15 protein-coding genes are annotated in these 17,479 nt (G+C 72.5%); 12 read left to right on the plus strand and 3 right to left on the minus strand.

What is annotated here, in order from left to right; genetic code table 11:
* Nucleotides 1-7 precede the first annotated feature (7 nt).
* Nucleotides 8-1,048: a phenylalanine--tRNA ligase subunit alpha gene (gene pheS / locus ABZK10_RS12675; protein ID WP_353809561.1), complete on the plus strand. Its 1,041-nt coding sequence runs from the start codon at nt 8-10 to the stop codon at nt 1,046-1,048.
* The gene (gene pheT / locus ABZK10_RS12680; RefSeq protein ID WP_353809562.1) at nt 1,048-3,567 is read left to right on the plus strand and encodes a phenylalanine--tRNA ligase subunit beta; all 2,520 of its coding nucleotides are present in this window, start codon (nt 1,048-1,050) and stop codon (nt 3,565-3,567) included. Before pheS ends, pheT begins: the two co-directional genes overlap by 1 nt.
* Before the next feature lie 71 nt (nt 3,568-3,638).
* Here the strand turns inward: pheT and ABZK10_RS12685 are convergent, their stop codons facing one another.
* Nucleotides 3,639-4,946: a pectate lyase family protein gene (locus tag ABZK10_RS12685; protein WP_353809563.1), complete on the minus strand. Its 1,308-nt coding sequence runs from the start codon at nt 4,944-4,946 to the stop codon at nt 3,639-3,641.
* A gap of 371 nt (nt 4,947-5,317) precedes the next feature.
* On the opposite strand from ABZK10_RS12685, the gene argC reads away from it, so the two are divergent.
* The 8 genes from argC to ABZK10_RS12725 all read left to right on the plus strand — a co-directional run bounded on the left by argC (nt 5,318) and on the right by ABZK10_RS12725 (nt 12,961).
* Nucleotides 5,318-6,361, plus strand: a complete 1,044-nt coding sequence (gene argC / locus ABZK10_RS12690; RefSeq protein WP_353809564.1) for an N-acetyl-gamma-glutamyl-phosphate reductase — start codon at nt 5,318-5,320, stop codon at nt 6,359-6,361.
* On the plus strand, nt 6,358-7,509 hold the full coding sequence (gene argJ / locus ABZK10_RS12695; RefSeq protein ID WP_353809565.1) for a bifunctional glutamate N-acetyltransferase/amino-acid acetyltransferase ArgJ: 1,152 nt from the start codon (nt 6,358-6,360) through the stop codon (nt 7,507-7,509). Before argC ends, argJ begins: the two co-directional genes overlap by 4 nt.
* A gap of 2 nt (nt 7,510-7,511) precedes the next feature.
* On the plus strand, nt 7,512-8,417 hold the full coding sequence (gene argB / locus ABZK10_RS12700) for an acetylglutamate kinase (RefSeq protein WP_353809566.1): 906 nt from the start codon (nt 7,512-7,514) through the stop codon (nt 8,415-8,417).
* A 26-nt stretch (nt 8,418-8,443) separates the two neighbouring features.
* Complete coding sequence (locus ABZK10_RS12705; protein ID WP_353809669.1) at nt 8,444-9,589, plus strand: acetylornithine transaminase; 1,146 nt, start codon at nt 8,444-8,446, stop codon at nt 9,587-9,589.
* 18 nt (nt 9,590-9,607) lie between these two features.
* The gene (gene argF / locus ABZK10_RS12710) at nt 9,608-10,558 is read left to right on the plus strand and encodes an ornithine carbamoyltransferase (protein ID WP_353809567.1); all 951 of its coding nucleotides are present in this window, start codon (nt 9,608-9,610) and stop codon (nt 10,556-10,558) included.
* Entirely contained in the window at nt 10,558-11,988 is a 1,431-nt protein-coding gene (gene argH, locus ABZK10_RS12715; RefSeq protein ID WP_353809568.1) for an argininosuccinate lyase, read from the plus strand. The genes argF and argH overlap by 1 nt, the downstream gene beginning before the upstream one ends.
* Nucleotides 11,985-12,593, plus strand: coding sequence for a DNA-3-methyladenine glycosylase (locus ABZK10_RS12720; protein WP_353809670.1), 609 nt, complete (start codon nt 11,985-11,987; stop codon nt 12,591-12,593). Before argH ends, ABZK10_RS12720 begins: the two co-directional genes overlap by 4 nt.
* Before the next feature lie 224 nt (nt 12,594-12,817).
* Nucleotides 12,818-12,961 carry a hypothetical protein gene (locus ABZK10_RS12725; protein ID WP_353809569.1) on the plus strand — a complete coding sequence of 48 codons (144 nt, stop codon included), beginning with the start codon at nt 12,818-12,820 and terminating at the stop codon, nt 12,959-12,961.
* Nucleotides 12,962-12,979: 18 nt separating this feature from the next.
* On the opposite strand, the gene ABZK10_RS12730 is transcribed toward ABZK10_RS12725, so the two are convergent.
* Together ABZK10_RS12730 and ABZK10_RS12735 are read right to left on the minus strand one after the other, a co-directional pair.
* Entirely contained in the window at nt 12,980-13,588 is a 609-nt protein-coding gene (locus ABZK10_RS12730; protein ID WP_353809570.1) for a hypothetical protein, read from the minus strand.
* Entirely contained in the window at nt 13,588-14,217 is a 630-nt protein-coding gene (locus tag ABZK10_RS12735) for a DNA-binding protein (protein ID WP_353809571.1), read from the minus strand. The genes ABZK10_RS12730 and ABZK10_RS12735 overlap by 1 nt, the downstream gene beginning before the upstream one ends.
* Before the next feature lie 127 nt (nt 14,218-14,344).
* Between ABZK10_RS12735 and tyrS the strand changes: the two genes are divergently transcribed.
* Nucleotides 14,345-15,646: a tyrosine--tRNA ligase gene (tyrS, locus tag ABZK10_RS12740; RefSeq protein WP_353809572.1), complete on the plus strand. Its 1,302-nt coding sequence runs from the start codon at nt 14,345-14,347 to the stop codon at nt 15,644-15,646.
* 37 nt (nt 15,647-15,683) lie between these two features.
* Nucleotides 15,684-17,051 carry a CoA transferase gene (locus tag ABZK10_RS12745; RefSeq protein WP_353809573.1) on the plus strand — a complete coding sequence of 456 codons (1,368 nt, stop codon included), beginning with the start codon at nt 15,684-15,686 and terminating at the stop codon, nt 17,049-17,051.
* Nucleotides 17,052-17,479 lie beyond the last annotated feature (428 nt).

Raw genomic sequence — 17,479 nt, forward strand, 5'->3', positions numbered from 1 at the left:
GTCTCTCGTGTCCGAACCCACCGAGATCACCGAATCCGCGGTCGCCGAAGCGGTCGACGCCGCACTCGCGGCCATCGCCGGCGCGAGCGACTCCGCCGCCCTCAAGGCCGTCCGCACCGAGCACACCGGCGAGAAGTCGACGCTCGCGAGGCTGAACGCCCTCATGCGCACCGTGCCGAACGAGCAGAAGGCCGCATTCGGCAAGCTCGTCGGCGGCGCACGCGGCCGCGTGAACCAGGCGTTCGCCGCCCGCGAGGGCGAGATCGTCGAGGCGGAGGCCGCCGCGCAGCTCGAGGCGGAGGCCGTCGACGTGACCGCGATCGCGGCCCGCCGGGCGCCGGGCGCGCGGCATCCGCTCAGCGTGCTGCAGGAGCAGATCGCCGACGTGTTCGTCGGCATGGGGTGGGAGATCGCCGAGGGCCCCGAGATCGAGCACGAGTGGTACAACTTCGACGCGCTGAACTTCGACGAGGACCACCCGGCGCGCGCGATGCAGGACACCTTCTTCGTCGAGCCGGTCGAGCGCCACCTGGTGCTCCGCACGCACACGAGTCCCGTGCAGATCCGCTCGATGCTCGACCGCGAGGTGCCGATCTACGTGCTCGCACCGGGCCGCACGTACCGCACCGACGAGCTCGACGCGACGCACACCCCGGTGTTCAGCCAGTTCGAGGGGCTCGTGATCGACGAGGGCATCACGATGGCGCACCTGCGCGGCACGCTCGAGCACGTCGCGCGCGTCATGTTCGGCGAGGGCACGAAGATCCGCCTGCGCCCCAACTACTTCCCGTTCACCGAGCCGAGCGCCGAGTTCGACATCTGGCACCCGACCTTCAAGGGCGGCGCGCGCTGGATCGAGTGGGGCGGCTGCGGCATGGTCAACCCGAACGTGCTGCGTTCGGCCGGCATCGACCCGGAGGTCTACTCGGGCTTCGCGTTCGGCATGGGCTTCGAGCGCACCCTGATGTTCCGCAACGACGTGAAGGACATGCGCGACATGATCGAGGGCGACATCCGCTTCAGCGAGCAGTTCGGGATGGTGGTCTGATGCGCGCGCCGCTCAGCTGGATCGACGAGTTCACGCCGCTCGTCGAGGGATCGACGCTCGACGACGTCCATGCCGCGCTCGTGCGCGTGGGCCTCGAGGAGGAGGACCTGCACGACTTCGAGGTCTCCGGGCCGGTCGTCGTCGGCGAGGTGCTCGAGTTCGTCGAGGAGCCGCAGAAGAACGGCAAGACCATCCGCTGGTGCCAGGTGCGCGTCGCGCCCGAGGGCGCCGAGGCGGCCGACGGCGGCCCCGACGTGCGCGGCATCGTCTGCGGCGCCCGCAACTTCCTGGTCGGCGACAAGGTCGTGGTGACCCTGCCCGGCTCGGTGCTGCCCGGCGACTTCGCCATCGCGGCGCGCAAGACCTACGGTCACGTCTCCGACGGCATGATCGCCTCGGTGAAGGAGCTGGCACTCGGCGACGAGCACGACGGCATCCTGCGCCTGGTGACCATGGGTCTCGACCCCGAGGTCGGCACCGACGCGATCGCGCTGCTCGGGCTGGACGACTCGGCGGTCGAGGTGAACGTCACGCCCGATCGCGGCTACGCGTTCTCGATCCGCGGCATCGCACGCGAGTACTCGCACGCGACGGGCCGGCCGTTCACCGACCCCGCGTCGCTCGTGCCGCCGGTAGAGGCCTCGGGCTTCCCCGTCGTGATCGACGACGTGGCGCCCATTCGCGGACGCGTCGGCGCACGCGGCTTCGTGACGCGCTCGGTGCGCGGGGTGGATGCCACGCGCCCGACCCCGCCCTGGATGCGTTCGCGCCTCACCCTGGCCGGCGTCCGCTCCATCTCGCTGCTCGTCGACATCACGAACTACGTCATGTTCGAGCTCGGCCAGCCGATCCACGGCTACGACCTCGACCGGCTGGCCGGCGGCATCACGGTGCGCCGCGCGACTCCGGGCGAGACGCTCGAGACGCTCGACGGCCAGGTGCGCACGCTCTCGACCGAGGACCTGCTGATCACCGACGAGTCGGGCGCGATCGGCCTCGCGGGCGTCATGGGCGGCGGCACCACCGAGATGGGCCTCGAGACGACCAACGTGCTCATCGAGGCCGCGACCTTCGACCCGGTGTCGATCGCGCGCACCGCGCGCCGGCACAAGCTGCCGAGTGAGGCGTCGAGGCGCTTCGAGCGCGGCGTCGACCCGGCCGTCGCGGTCGCCGCGGCGAACCGCGTGGTGCAGCTCATGGTGCAGCTCGCGGGCGGCACCGCCGACACGCTGGGCTCGGACCTGGTGGCGGATGCGTCGGCCGAGCCGATCGCGCTGCCCGCCGGCTTCACGGCCGGCCTCATCGGCGTCGACTACGAGCCGTCGCAGATCCGCGGCGCGCTCGAGCTGATCGGCGCGAGCGTCGAGGACGCGGCCGACGGCTGGACCGTCACGCCGCCGAGCTGGCGCCCCGACCTCACCGACCGGTGGACCCTCGCCGAGGAGATCGCCCGCATCGACGGGTACGACCGCATCCCGTCGGTGCTGCCGGTCGCGCCGCCGCAGCGCGGACTCACCCGTGCGCAGCAGCTGCGCCGCGGGGCGTCGAACGCGCTCGCCGCGACCGGATTCACCGAGGTCATGGCGTACCCGTTCCTCACCGAGGCCGTGAACCAGCGCTTCGGCTCACCCGACGGCGCCCGGATCGGCCAGGTCAAGCTCGCCAACGCGCTCGACGCGAGCGTGCCGTACCTGCGCACGTCGCTGCTGCCGGGCCTCATCGAAGTCGCGCGCCGCAATCGGTCGCGGGGGTTCACCGACCTGGCGCTGTTCGAGACCGGCTCCGTGTTCCGCCCCGAGCTCGGCCGCGCCTACGGCACGGCGACGATCCCCGCCGGCGGCGTGCTGCCCGGCGACGGCGACCTCGACGACCTGGCCGCGAGCATCCCGCCCCAGCCGCGTCGCGTGGGCGTGCTGCTCACCGGCGATCGCACGCCGAAGCAGCCCGGCGTCGCACCGGTGCCCGCGGGCATCGCCGACGCGCTCGAGGCCGTGCGTTCCGTGGCCCGCGCGGTCGGTGCCGAGCTCGAGGTGCGACAGGGCGCCCACCAGGCGATGCACCCCGGCCGCACCGCGGAGCTCGTCGTGGGCGACGAGGTCGTCGGCTACGCCGGCGAGCTGCTGCCCGAGCTGGCCGACGACTCCGACCTCCCTCGCGTGGTGGGCGTCGCCGAGGTCGACCTCGACGCGCTCATCGCGAGCTCGGAGGGCGTGATCGAGGCCCGTGGGCTGTCGACCTACCCGGCCGCGACGCAGGACCTGTCGCTCGTGGTCGACGCGGGCGCCCCGGCCGCCGAGGTCGGCGCCGCGGTCCGCGAGGGCGCGGGGGAGCTGCTCGAGCACCTCGACCTCGTCGACGACTACCGCGGCACCGGCGTGGCCGAGGGACGCAAGTCGCTCACGTTCGCGCTGCGCTTCCGAGCATCCGACCGCACCCTCACCGCCGCCGAGGCGACCGCGGCCAAGCTCGCCGGCTCGGCGCTCGCGGGCGAGCGCTTCGGCGCCACCATCCGCGAGTAGATCCCTGCGCCGCAGCGGGCGCGATCGGGTTCGGGTCCCGATCTCGCCCGCTGGGCGTCAGCGCGGGGCCATCAGCGCAGACCGCCCGGGCCCGCGAAGGTCGCCACCAGCGCCGGCACGGCCTGCGCCGGGTGCACCTGGGTGCGCAGCACGGGCGTCCAGCCCGCGTCATCCGCGATCAGTGCGCCCGTGTCGGCGTTGTAGGCGCCCAGGAAGTCGGTGGCCACCTTGTCGAGCACGTTGCCCGACTCGGTGATCGCGGTGCCCTTGTAGACGCCGATCGCCTCCGATGCGTCGATACCCGTGAACGCGTTGTGCTCGGCGACGAGGTGGGACTCGATGCCGAGGCCCCAGCTGTAGACGTACTCGTAGTCGTCGCCGGGGGTCTCGACGTAGCTGTTGTTGTAGACGTCGACGTCGCCGTAGCGCACGCGCGGGGTGCGCTGCCCGAGGTCGCGGAACTCGTTGTGGTGCAGCGTCACGCGCAGCTTCTCCCACTCGTCGTAGCGGGTGGAGTCGGTGTTGCCGATGAGCATGACCTTGTCGTGGTCGTGGAAGAGGTTCCACGAGACGGTGACGAGGTCGGAGCCGCGCACGATGTCGAGTAGGCCGTCGTGCACCTGCAGCGGCCGGCCGAGGTACACGGGCTGCTCCGAGTCGAGGGCGTCGCCGTCGCTCAGGTCGTTGTGGTCGATCCAGACGTTGGTCGAGCCGGTCACGGTGAGCAGGTCCCACTCGGAGTTCCACTCGCCCGCATCGCCGTCGGTCGGGTCCCAGGCGGGGAAGCAGTCGTACGCGTTCGTGAGGGTCAGCCCGCGCACGATCACGTTCTGCACGTTCGCGACCTGCAGCGCCGCGCCGGTGAGCTCCGACCCGGGCAGGCCGATGATGGTCGTGTTCGAGCCGATGCGGATGTCGATGCGCTCCTTCTGCGCGTCGCTCGACGCGTCGCGCGCGTCCTCGAGCGGGCCGTACGGCTCGTCCTCCCACCCCCATACGGCGGGGTCGTACGCGGCGAGGTAGGCGTCCAGCGTGTAGCCGTCACGCGCGTAGTCGGTGCAGGCCAGGGGAGCGCCGTCATCGTCGGTGTTGGCGTCGATCACGCCGTCGACGTAGACGATCTTCGGTTCGTCGCCCGCCACCGCGGCGACGAGACCGGCCCGATCGGTGACGGTGACGACGTGGTCGTCGTCTGCCGCCGAGCCGCCGGTCGTGCCGTTGCCCGCGGAACCCCAGCCGTCGCCGTCGGCGAGCACGGCCCTGCCGAGGTCGTCCAGGTGCACGCGAGGGGCATCCGCCCACGCGGGGCCTGATCCCGCGAGCAGGAGTGCGAGGCCGCTCGCGGCGGCCACGGTCGTACCGATCCAGCGTCGTTGCATGGTTGTCGTACCCTTCGAGCCAGCGCCGCCGCACGCCGTCGTGTGGCGAGAAAGCGCTTTCTAGGCGGGAACGTAGCAGTGCGTCCACATGCTGGGGAAGCGTTTTCTCGACTTTCTCGCGTTTTCTCGCGCTGTCGAGGCGTGCGCACCCCCGGTCCACCGAGGCATCCGTTTGCCGCAGGGCCCGCGCGACCGGTAGGGTCGCATCCGTGTCCACCGCTCGCCTCGCCGCCACGACCCGCGCATCGCGGGTGCTCGTCGCGCGCCGGCGCCGCGGTCTCCGCCGAGGCTAGGCGACCCACCCGCAGCCCGATGCTGCCGTGCGGTCGCCGTCGCCGAACGACCTTTCGCCGAGACCATAAGGTAGGACCATGACGTACTCCGTCGCCGTCGCAGGCGCGTCCGGATACGCCGGGGGAGAGATCCTGCGGCTCATCGCAGATCACCCGGAACTCGAGGTGCGCACAGTGACCGCGCACCAGAACGCGGGCCAGGCGCTCACCGCCGTGCAGCCGCACCTGCGTGCGTACACGCACCTGACCCTGGCCGAGACGAGCGCCGAGACGCTCGCCGGCCACGACCTCGTCTTCCTCGCGCTGCCGCACGGCACGTCGGGTGCGATCGCCGCCGAGCTGGGCGACGCGTCGATCGTCGTCGACTGCGGCGCCGACCACCGGCTGGAGGACGCCGACGACTGGGCGGCCTTCTACGGCGGGGCGTTCCACGGCGCGTGGACCTACGGCGTGCCCGAGCTGCCCCGCCTGCACGGCACCCAGCGCGACCGCCTCGCGCAGACCCGCCGCATCGCGGCGCCGGGCTGCAACGCCAGCACCGTCGCGCTCTCGCTCGCGCCGGGCGTGCGCGCGGGCGTCATCGAGGCGCAGGACATCGTGACCGTGCTCGCGGTCGGCCCGTCGGGCGCGGGCCGCGCACTCAAGGCGCACCTGCTCGGCAGCGAGATCCTCGGGTCGGCGAACCCCTACGCCGTCGGCGGCACGCACCGCCACATCCCCGAGATCGCGCAGGCCATGCGGTGGGCGGGCGCGGCCGACCCGACGATCAGCTTCACGCCCGTGATCGTGCCGATGTCACGCGGCATCCTCGCCACCTCCACCGCGAAGCTGGCCGATGGGGCGGATGCCGCGAGCGTGCGCGCCGCCTGGGAGGACGCCTACGCGGGGGAGACGTTCGTGCAGCTCCTGCCCGAGGGCCAGTTCCCGCGCACCGCCGACGTGCTCGGCGCCAACACGGCCCTGATGGGCCTCGCGGTCGACGAGGCGGCCGGCCGCGTCGTCGTCGTGACCGCCGTCGACAACCTCGTCAAGGGCACGGCGGGCGCCGCGATCCAGTCGGCGAACCTCGCCCTCGGCCTCCCCGAGGCCACCGCACTTCCCGTGAACGGAGTCGCACCGTGACCGTCACCGCACCCGCGGGCTTCGAGGCGGCGGGCATCGCCGCCGGCATCAAGCGCACCGGCGCCCTCGACCTCGCACTCGTCGTCAACCGCGGCCCGTCGACGGCGGCCACCGCCGTCTTCACCAGCAACCGCGCGAAGGCGAACCCGATCATCTGGTCGCAGCAGGTCGTCGCCGACGGCGCCGTGCAGGCGATCGTGCTGAACTCGGGCGGGGCGAACTGCTTCACCGGCCACCAGGGCTTCCAGGTCACCCACCGCACGGCCGAGGCCGTGGCGTCGGCGCTGGAAATCGGCGCGGGCGACGTGCTCGTCTGCTCGACCGGCCTCATCGGCGAGCAGCTCGACGGCGAGGTGCTCGAGGAGGGCGTGGTCTCGGCGGTCGCGCGCCTCACGACCGACGGCGGCGACAACGCGGCCCGCGCGATCATGACCACCGACTCGGTGTCGAAGACCGCGGTGCGCACCGGCGACGGCTGGACGATCGGCGGCATGGCCAAGGGCGCCGGCATGCTCGCGCCGGGCCTCGCGACGATGCTGGTCGTCATCACGACCGACGCGGCCGTGCACGCGCGCGACCTCGACACGGCGCTCCGCGCGGCGACGCGCGTGAGCTTCGACCGGCTCGACTCCGACGGCTGCATGTCGACGAACGACCAGGTCACGCTGATGGCATCGGGCGCGTCGGGCGTCGCGCCCGGGGCATCCGAGTTCACCGCGGCCCTCACCGAGGTCTGCCTCGACCTCGCGATGCAGCTGCTGGCCGACGCCGAGGGCGCGAGCCACGAGATCGCCATCGAGGTGCGCGGCGCGGTCACCGAGGACGACGCGGTGACGGTCGCCCGCTCGGTCGCGCGCAACAACCTCTTCAAGGCCGCGATCTTCGGCAACGACCCGAACTGGGGCCGAGTACTCGCCGCGATCGGCACGACGGATGCCCCGTTCGACCCCTACCTCGTCGACGTGAGCATGAACGGGGTGCGCGTCTGCCACGCCGGCGGCCCCGACGCGCCGCGCGACGACGTCGACCTGACCCCGCGCGCGACGCACGTGCTGGTCGAGTTGCACGCCGGCGAGGCCACCGCCACGGTCTGGACGAACGACCTCACCCACGACTACGTCCACGAGAACAGCGCCTACTCGAGTTGAGCATGAATCCTGAGAACAGTGCGGCGGATGCCGCGGAGAAGGCCCGCACCCTGATCGAGTCGCTGCCCTGGCTGCAGCGCTTCCACGACCAGGTCATCGTGGTGAAGTTCGGCGGCAACGCCATGGTCAGCCCCGAGCTGCAGCGCGCGTTCGCCGAGGACATGGTGTACCTCCGCTACGCGGGCATCCGCCCGGTCGTCGTGCACGGCGGCGGGCCGCAGATCTCGTCGATGCTCGACCGGCTCGGCATCGACAGCGAGTTCCGCGGCGGCTACCGGGTCACGACGCCCGAGGCGATGGACGTCGTGCGCATGGTGCTGACCGGGCAGGTGAACCGCGAACTCGTGTCGCTCATCAACGAGCACGGCCCGCTCGCCGCCGGCATCTCGGGGGAGGACGCGGGCCTCTTCCGCGGCCGGCGCCGTGGCGCGGTGGTCGACGGCGTCGAGGTCGACCTCGGGCTCGTCGGCGACGTCGTCGCGGTCGATCCCGCGTCGGTGCACGCGCAGCTCGACGCCGGCCGCATCCCGGTCGTCTCGTCCATCGCGCCCGACCTCGACGAGCCCGGGCAGTCGCTGAACGTGAACGCCGACTCGGCCGCCGCGTCGCTCGCGGTCGCGCTCGGCGCGGCGAAGCTCGTGATCCTCACCGACGTCGCAGGGCTCTACCGCGACTGGCCCGACCGCGACTCGCTCGTGTCGGTCATCGACGTGCCGCAGCTGGTCGACCTGCTGCCGTCGCTCGAGTCGGGCATGATCCCGAAGATGACCGCGTGCCTCGAGGCCGTCGAGGGCGGCGTCGCGAAGGCCGCCATCATCGACGGGCGCGTGCCGCACTCCATCCTGCTCGAGGTGTTCACCCAGACCGGGGTCGGCACCGAGGTCGTGCCCGCGGAGGTGGCGTCGTGAACCCCGGGGAGCTGTTCGACCGGCGCATGATGCGCTCGCTCGGCACGCCGCTCGCGCACCTGGTCGCGGGCGACGGATGCCGCGTGCAGGGCGCCGACGGCACCTGGTACCTCGACTTCCTCGCGGGCATCGCCGTCAACGCGCTCGGCCACGCGCATCCGGTGTTCGTCGAAGCCGTCTCCCGGCAGGCCGGAACCCTCGCGCACGTCTCCAACTACTTCTCGACGCCGTCGGAGCTCGAGCTGGCCGACCGACTCGTGCGCCTCGCGGGCGCGGGGGAGTCGGGTCGCGTCTGGTTCGGCAACTCCGGCGCCGAGGCGATGGAGGCCGCGTTCAAGCTCGCCCGACTGAACCACCGCGACCAGGGCCGCCGGAAGATCCTCGCCCTGCACGACGCCTTCCACGGCCGCACCATGGGCGCCCTCGCGCTCACGGGCAAGCCGCACATGCGGGCGCCGTTCGAGCCCGTGCCCGGCGGTGTCGACCACATCGACACCTCGATCGCCGCCCTCGAGGCATCGATCGACGAGACGGTGGCCGCGCTGTTCGTCGAGCCGATCAAGGGCGAGGCGGGCGTGCTGCCGCTGCCCCACGGCTTCCTCGAGGCGGCCCGCGAGCTCACCGCCCGTCACGGCGCGCTGCTCATCGTCGACGAGATCCAGACCGGTGCCGGGCGCACCGGCGACTGGTTCGGCTACCAGCACGAGGGGGTCACCCCCGACGCGATCACGGTCGCCAAGGGCATCGGCGGCGGCTTCCCGATCGGTGCGCTCGTCACGTTCGGCGCGGCATCCGGCCTCTACCAGCGCGGCATGCACGGCTCGACGTTCGGCGGCAACCCGCTCGCGACCGCCACCGCGAACGCGGTGCTGGGCGAGATCGAGCAGGCGGGTCTCGTCGAGAACGCCCGCGTGCGCGGCGCGCAGCTGGCCGAGCGCATCCTCGCGATCAGCTCGCCGCTCGTCACCGAGGTGCGCGGCCGCGGGCTGCTCCTCGGCGTCGGCCTCGCCGAGCCGCACGCCGGCGCCCTCGCGACCGCCGCCCTGCGGGAGGGCCTCATCATCAACGCGGCGAACGACTCGAGCATCCGCCTCGCGCCGCCCCTCATCATCGGCGACGCCGAGATCGACGAGTTCATCGAACGGTTCTCGCGCGCGCTCGCCGCACTCTGACCTTCCCGAAAGGACGACATGACCCGCCACTTCCTGCGCGACGACGACATCACCCCCGCGGAGCAGGCCGCGATCCTCGACCTCGCCGTCGAGCTCAAGGCCGACCGCTGGGGCCGCCGCCCGCTCGAGGGCCCGCAGACGGTCGCCGTCATCTTCGACAAGTCGTCGACCCGCACCCGCGTCTCGTTCGCCGTGGGCATCGCCGACCTGGGCGGCTCGCCGCTGATCATCTCCACCGCGTCGAGCCAGCTGGGCGGCAAGGAGACCCCGAGCGACACGGCCCGCGTGCTCGAGCGCATGGTCTCAGCGATCGTCTGGCGCACCTACGGCCAGGCCGGCCTCGAGGAGATGGCCGCCGGCACGCGCGTGCCGGTCGTGAACGCGCTGAGCGACGACTTCCACCCGTGCCAACTGCTCGCCGACCTGCTCACGATCCGCGAGCACAAGGGCTCGCTCGAGGGCCTCACGGTCACCTTCCTCGGCGACGGCGCGAGCAACATGGCGCAGTCGTACGTGCTCGCCTGCGTCATGGCCGGCATGCACGTGCGCATCGCGTCGCCCGTGGAGTTCTCGCCCGCGGCATCCGTCGTCGCCGACGCCGACGCCATCGCTGCGGACACCGGGGGATCGGTGACGCTGTTCACCGACCCGGCCGAGGCGACCGCGGGGTCGGACGTCGTGGTCACCGACACCTGGGTGTCGATGGGCAAGGAGGAGGAGAAGGCGCACCGCGTGGCGACCTTCGGCGGCTACCGCGTCGACGCCGAGCTGATGGCCCTCGCCTCGCCCGACGCCGTCTTCCTGCACTGCCTGCCCGCCGACCGCGGCTACGAGGTGACGGCCGACGTCATCGACGGGCCGCAGAGCATCATCTGGGACGAGGCGGAGAACCGCCTGCACGCGCAGAAGGCGCTGCTGGTGTGGCTGCTCGCGCAGAACGCCGGCGTCGACGGTGAGGAGAACGCCTGATGGCCGAGCACGGCACCAACGAGGGTTCGCTCTGGGGCGGCCGGTTCGCCTCGGGCCCGTCGCCCGAGCTCGCGCGGCTCTCGAAGTCGACCCACTTCGACTGGCAGCTCGCGCCGTACGACATCGCAGGTTCCCGGGCTCACGCACGCGCCCTGCACGCGGCCGGCTACCTCACGGCGGCGGAGCTCGAGGTCATGATCGACGGGCTGAACCGCCTCGAGGCCGACGTCGAGTCGGGCGAGGTCGTCGCCGCCGAGACCGATGAAGACGTGCACGGCGCGCTCGAGGCCGCGCTCATCGAGATCGTCGGGCCCGAGCTGGGCGGCAAGCTGCGCGCCGGCCGCAGCCGCAACGACCAGATCGCGACGCTCGTGCGCATGTACCTGCGCGACCACGCGGCCGTCATCGCGACCGAGCTCGTGCACCTCATCGACGCGCTCGCCGCGCAGGCCGAGGCGCACGGCGACGCCATCATGCCCGGCCGCACGCACCTGCAGCATGCGCAGCCCGTGCTGCTCGCGCACCACCTGCTCGCGCACGCGTGGGCGCTCACGCGCGACCTCGACCGGCTCGTCGACTGGGACGGGCGCGCCGACGTCTCGCCGTACGGCTCGGGCGCGCTCGCGGGGTCGACGCTCGGTCTCGACGCGGCATCCGTCGCCCGCGACCTCGGGCTCGCCGGCATCTCGGAGAACTCGATCGACGGCACCGCGAGCCGCGACGTCGTCGCCGAGTTCGCGTTCATCGCCGCGATGATCGGCATCGACCTGTCGCGCATCTCGGAGGAGATCATCCTCTGGAACACGCGCGAGTTCGGCTTCGTCACGCTCGACGACGGCTACTCGACCGGGTCGTCGATCATGCCGCAGAAGAAGAACCCCGACATCGCCGAGCTCGCGCGCGGCAAGTCGGGGCGACTCATCGGCAACCTCACTGGCCTGCTCGCAACCCTCAAGGCGCTGCCGCTCGCGTACAACCGCGACCTGCAGGAGGACAAGGAGCCGGTGTTCGACTCGGTCGAGACGCTCGAGGTGCTGCTGCCCGCGTTCACCGGCATGGTCGCCACCCTGCGGTTCGACACCGCGCGCATGGCCGAGCTCGCTCCGCAGGGCTTCTCGCTCGCGACCGACGTCGCCGAGTGGCTGGTGAAGCGGCATGTGCCGTTCCGCGACGCGCACGAGATCACGGGCGCGCTGGTGCGCTACGCCGAGGAGCACGGGCTCGACCTGCACGAGGTGCCCGACGACGCGCTCGCGGCCATCTCGCCGCACCTGGTGCCCGAGGTGCGCGAGGTGCTCACGATCGAGGGGTCGGTCGCGAGCCGCGACGGGGTCGCCGGCACCGCGCCGTCGTCGGTCGCGAAGCAGTTCACCGCGCTCACCGAGCGCGTGCGCGCCCTGGCGGCCGGCCTGCCGGAGTCGCGGCTCTGATCCCGGCCTCGCGCGCCGGGCTGGCGGTCGACTCGCTCGAGCTCGCACCGCTGCTGCTCGGCGCCGAGCTGACCCACGCGACCCCCGACGGGGCGGTGACCGTGCGCCTGACCGAGGTCGAGGCGTACCGCGGCGGGGCCGACCCCGGCTCGCACGCGTTCCGCGGCCGCACGCCGCGCAACGCCGTGATGTTCGGCGAGGCCGGCCACCTCTACGCGTACTTCACGTACGGCATGCACGTGTGCATCAACGTCGTCTGCGGCGTGGAGGGCGTCGCCTCGGCCGTGCTGCTGCGCGCCGGGGAGGTGGTCGACGGCATCGAGACGGCACGGATGCGGCGGAGCTCCGCCCGCACCGACCGCGACCTCGCCCGCGGCCCGGCGCGTCTGGCGTCCGCCCTCGGCGTGCCGCTCGCGGCGAACGGCGCCGACCTGCTCGCCGCACCGTTCGCGCTGCACCTGCCCGATGCGCCCGTGTCGCACCTCGCCGGCCCGCGCGTCGGGGTCTCCGGCGCCGGTGGCGGTGCGCACTACCCGTGGCGGTTCCGCGTGCCCGATGACCCGACGGTGTCGCCGTACCGTCGCCACCCGAAGTCGCACGACTGAAGCGGGATGTGCACGAACTCCGCATCTGCGCTCGACCCGAGTGGTAGGAAGTTCTCGGAGCGTTGAGAGGGGGCGCGGTGCGGGGTGCAACGAGTCGTGATGGCACGCGCTGGCGGAGATTCTTCCTGTGGTCCGGGGGTGCGGTCATCCTCGCTGCGGGGATCTCGGTGTGGGTGACGTACCGCTACGTCGCAGCGCTGCCTCCGGACTGCGCAGCATGCGGAATGGGATCGGTCGGCCTCGTCCCGCTCTACCTGCTCACCGCGGTCGCCTGCCTGGTGCTGCTCGCCGGAGTGCTGGTCTGGCTGGCTCGTCGCATCCGCCGTCGCGAGCGCGAGCGTCCGGACGCTCGGCCCGTGTCCATGTGACGACGCCGGTCGACGCGCTCAGCGGATGACGAGGTGCACGACGAGGGCGCACGCGCACGCCCAGACGAGGCTGGCGAGCGTGCCGATGATGAACCGCTCGCGCGCCTCGCTCGACTCGAGTTCGGTGAAGCGGCCGACGCCCTTCACGGCGACGACGACGGCGAGTCCCTCGGGGAATCCGGCGATGATCGTGCCGGCCGCCGCGACGCGCTCGAGCACGCCGATGGTGAGGCCGCCGCGCAGCACCTCGGTGCGCTCGGCGACGAGGCCCTCGCCGCGGGCGTCGCGGGGCGCGACCAGGATGCCGCCGTGCAGCCCCGGCTCGACGCCGCCCATCGCCGTGTCGAGCGCGAGCACCGCGGCCGCGCTGCCGCCGACCACGGCGATGCCGCCGCCCAGCAGCACGATGAGCACGGATGCCGGAAGCGCCGGCTGCCCGGGCAGCGATGCGGCCGGGACGAGGGCGACGCCCACCGCGGCCGCCGACCACCAGATGAGCCGCGGGCGCTCGCGGGTGACCGCGAGCACGGCGAACACCGCGGCCACGACGAGCGCGGCCACCAGCGCGTACCAGCCGATCGCGGCCAGCACCCGGTCGACCTCGAACGGCAGCGGGAACGGGATCATCAGGCGGTCTCCTCCGGTTCGCTGCTCGCCATGCGGTCGAGCTCCTGCAGCAGCCTAGTGAGTGCGGGGCGCGCGTCGAGGTCGGGACGCAGCGCGCCGGCGCGGGCCCTCGCCGAGACGGCCGCGGGGGAGATGTCGAGGGTCTCCGCGGCATCCGTCTGCAGCATGCCGGTCTCGAGCAGTTCGGCCAGCTCCCACCCCGCGTCGCTGCGCTTCTCGCGCAGCGCGACGACGACCGACAGCAGCGCCTCGGCGTCGGATGCGGCCGTCTCCGCGGCATCCGCCCCGCTCGTGACCGCGACCTTCGGCCAGCGGCGCTTGGCCCGGTCGACCGCGTCGCGCGCCGCGTAGAACGCGGGCCCGCTGGCCTCGCGCACGTCGTCGGGCAGCGGCATCCGCACCGCTCCCGTGCCGAGTCCGACGCTCCACCGTTCGTCGCGCGTGAGCTGGAGGACGAGTGCGAGCGCGGTCGCCGCGTCGTCGGTGAGCACCTGCAGCTCGTCGCCGGCGTTGCGCCCGACGGGCAGCGCGAGCGCGTCGCCGTGGGCGCCGTCGATGCGGCGGCGGGTCTCGTCGACGATGTCGTCGCGGGTGCGGCTGCCGACCTGGTCGGCGGTGATCACGAACATCGGCGCTCCCTGCAGTCTGCGGGCTGAATTCAGCGTACTTCAGCCTGTGGACTTGATCAAGAGGAATCAAGTACTGAAGCTTGATCGATCGGGCGGGAGGCGGATGCCCCGCTGCTAGCCTTGCTGCGTGCCAGACCCCGTGATCCTCGCCGCTCAGCGCAACGACGACTCCTTCGACGACATCTGGGAGGAGATCGTCTGGCGCGGCCTCGTGCACGTCTCCACCGACGAGGCCGCACTGAAGGAACTGCTCGCCGGAGACCCGATCACGTACTACTGCGGCTTCGATCCGACCGCGCCGAGCCTGCACCTCGGCAATCTCGTGCAGCTGCTGCTCATGCGCCGCCTCCAGCTCGCGGGGCACCGCCCGCTCGGGCTCGTCGGCGGCTCGACCGGCCTCATCGGCGATCCGCGGCCGACCGCGGAACGCACGCTCAACACCCGGGAGACCGTCGCCGAGTGGGTCGGGTACCTGCAGGGCCAGGTCTCGCGGTTCCTGTCGAGCGAGGGTGAGAGCGGGATGCGGCTCGTGAACAACCTCGACTGGACCGCGCCGATGTCGGCCATCGACTTCCTGCGCGAGATCGGCAAGTACTACCGCGTCGGCACCATGCTGAAGAAGGACGCGGTCGCCGCGCGCCTCGAGTCGAGCGAGGGCATCAGCTACACCGAGTTCAGCTACCAGATCCTGCAGGGCATGGACTTCCTGGAGCTCTACCGCACCTACGGCTGCGTACTGCAGACCGGCGGCAGCGACCAGTGGGGCAACTTGACGAGCGGCACCGACCTCATCCATCGCGCCGAGGGGCGGAGCGTGCATGCCATCGGCACGCCGCTCATCACGAACTCCGACGGCACGAAGTTCGGCAAGAGCGAGGGCAACGCCATCTGGCTCGACCCCGCACTGTGCAGCCCCTACCGCTTCTACCAGTTCTGGCTCAACACCGACGACGCCGACGTGATCACGCGGCTCAAGGTGTTCACGTTCCTCACCCGCGCCGAGATCGAGGAGCTCGAGCAGGCCGTCGCCGATGCGCCCTTCCGCCGCGAGGCGCAGAAGCGGCTCGCGAGCGAGGTCACGACGCTGGTGCACGGGGCGGATGCCACCGAGGCGGTGATCGCCGCCTCGCAGGCGCTGTTCGGGCAGGGCGACCTCACGTCGCTCGACGCGCCCACCCTCGAGGCGGCGCTGCGCGAGCTGCCGCACGCGACCACCACGGCGGATGCCCCGGTGGCGCAGCTGCTCGTCGACACCGGGCTCGTGGCGAGCCTCAGCGACGCCCGTCGCGCGATCAAGCAGGGCGGCGTCTCGCTGAACAACGCGCGCGTCGACGACGAGCACGCGACGATCGACGGCAACGCGCTGCCCGGCGGCATGGCCGTGCTGCGCCGCGGCAAGAAGACCATGGCAGGGGTGTTCCTGGCGTAGCAGCGCCGGGGCGCACCGCGGGGAGGGCGGTGGGCGGATGCCGGAGCGGGAGTTCCTGGCCCGGGCCTGGGCCGATCTCGGTCGCGACGCCGACCTGCTCGACCGGGTGGACCCGCTGCCCGTGCCCGCACTGCCGTCACGTCTGGCGACTGCCGCGCTCGCGATGGAGTCGGTCGCGGCCGCCTCGCTCGCGGGCGCCGTGGCATCCGTCGCCGGCACCGGGCGGCCTGCGCCGCGCGTGCGGCTCTCGGGGCCGCGGGTGGCCGCCGCGGTCTCGAGCGAGCGCTCGTTCCGCGTCGACGGGACGGCGCCCGAGGTGTGGGCGCCGATGTCGGGATACTTCCGCACCCGCGACGGCTGGGTGCGCACGCACGGCAACTACCCGCATCACGCGGCGGCGCTGCGGCACGCGCTCGGGCTCGACGACGGCGCCGGCACGAAGGAGCTCGGCGAGGCGCTGGCGGGGTTGGACGCGGCCGATGCCGCGGAGCGCGTGACTGCGGCCGGCGGGCTCTGCGTGGTGGTGGCGCTCGAGCAGCCGGACGTCGATGCCGCACTCGCGGAGACGCCGCTCGTCGAGGTCGGGCACCTCGGTGCAGCCGAGCGCCGGCGGCCGCTCGCGGGCCGGACCGTCGGGCCGCTCGCGGGCATTCGGGTCCTCGACCTCACGCGGGTGATCGCGGGGCCGGTCGCGACGCGCGCACTCGCGCAGCTCGGCGCCGACGTGCTGCGCATCGACTCGCCCCGTCTGCCGGAGCCCTCCTGGCAGCACCTGGACTCCGGCGCCGGGAAGCGCTCTGCGCTCGTCGACGCGACGACGCCGGACGGACGGGCGTGCATCGAGCGGCTGCTCGCGGGCACCGATGTGCTCGTCACCGGATATCGGCCCGACGCGATCGCCCGGCTCGGCCTCGATGCGAGCGACGTCGCGGCGCGTCACCCCGGCATCGTCGCCGTGCAGCTGTCGGCGTGGGGGTTCGGTGCGGGGGAGCGCGAGCGTCGCGGCTTCGACTCGATCGTGCAGGCGGCCAGCGGCATCGCCCGCATCGAGGGTGATGATCGACCCGGCGCACTGCCCGCGCAGGTACTCGACCATGCGACCGGCTACCTCCTCGCTGCAGCGGCGATCACGCTCGTCGAGCGCCAACGCAGGGAGGGCGGCTCGTGGCTGGCGCGAGGGTCGTTGCGGCGGACGGCCGCCGCGCTCCTGGTGGCCCCGCGCACCGGGGAACCGTTCCCGGTGGATGCGCTCGACCCCGGGACGCGGGCGCAGCAGGAGGTCGAGTTCGGCGAGCCGACCCGTGCGCGTGGGGTGCTGCCGGCGCTCGCGTACGACGGCCTTCCCGACGGGTGGCCGAACGGGCCGCGCGCGTGGGGGCGCGATGCGGCGGAGTGGGGCGGGTGACGCAGCCCGCGGAGCGCCGCCGGGTGCGCGCCGCACCGGGCGGCCAGACCTGCCCGGATCCGCATGATTCCGGGCGACACGCCCGGGATGCAGGAGTGATTTGCGGGGGCGTGCAGGTGCACGTAAAGTATTCCCTTGTCACCCCAAAGGTGCGGAAGAGCGAGAGGGTCCTGAGCGGCCCGGCCTTCCACCTCAAGCGGGACACTTCCAAGCCAGAACGAAGCCAAGTTTTCGGGCTGTGTTTGAAGCCTCCGGACGAGTCGAGAGAAGCGGCCGGCGGGAAAGAACGAAAAGCCTCGGGCTGATCGTCTCGGAAGAGACGTGAAACGGGAGCGTCCGTTCCTTGAGAACTCAATAGCGTGCACTATGTTCAATGCCATTTTTTTGAACCCTGTCCGGCCCGTTTGGGCTGGTGGGATTCCTTTGGA

Source organism: Agromyces sp. SYSU T00194 (assembly GCF_040496035.1).
GTDB lineage: Bacteria > Actinomycetota > Actinomycetes > Actinomycetales > Microbacteriaceae > Agromyces > Agromyces chitinivorans.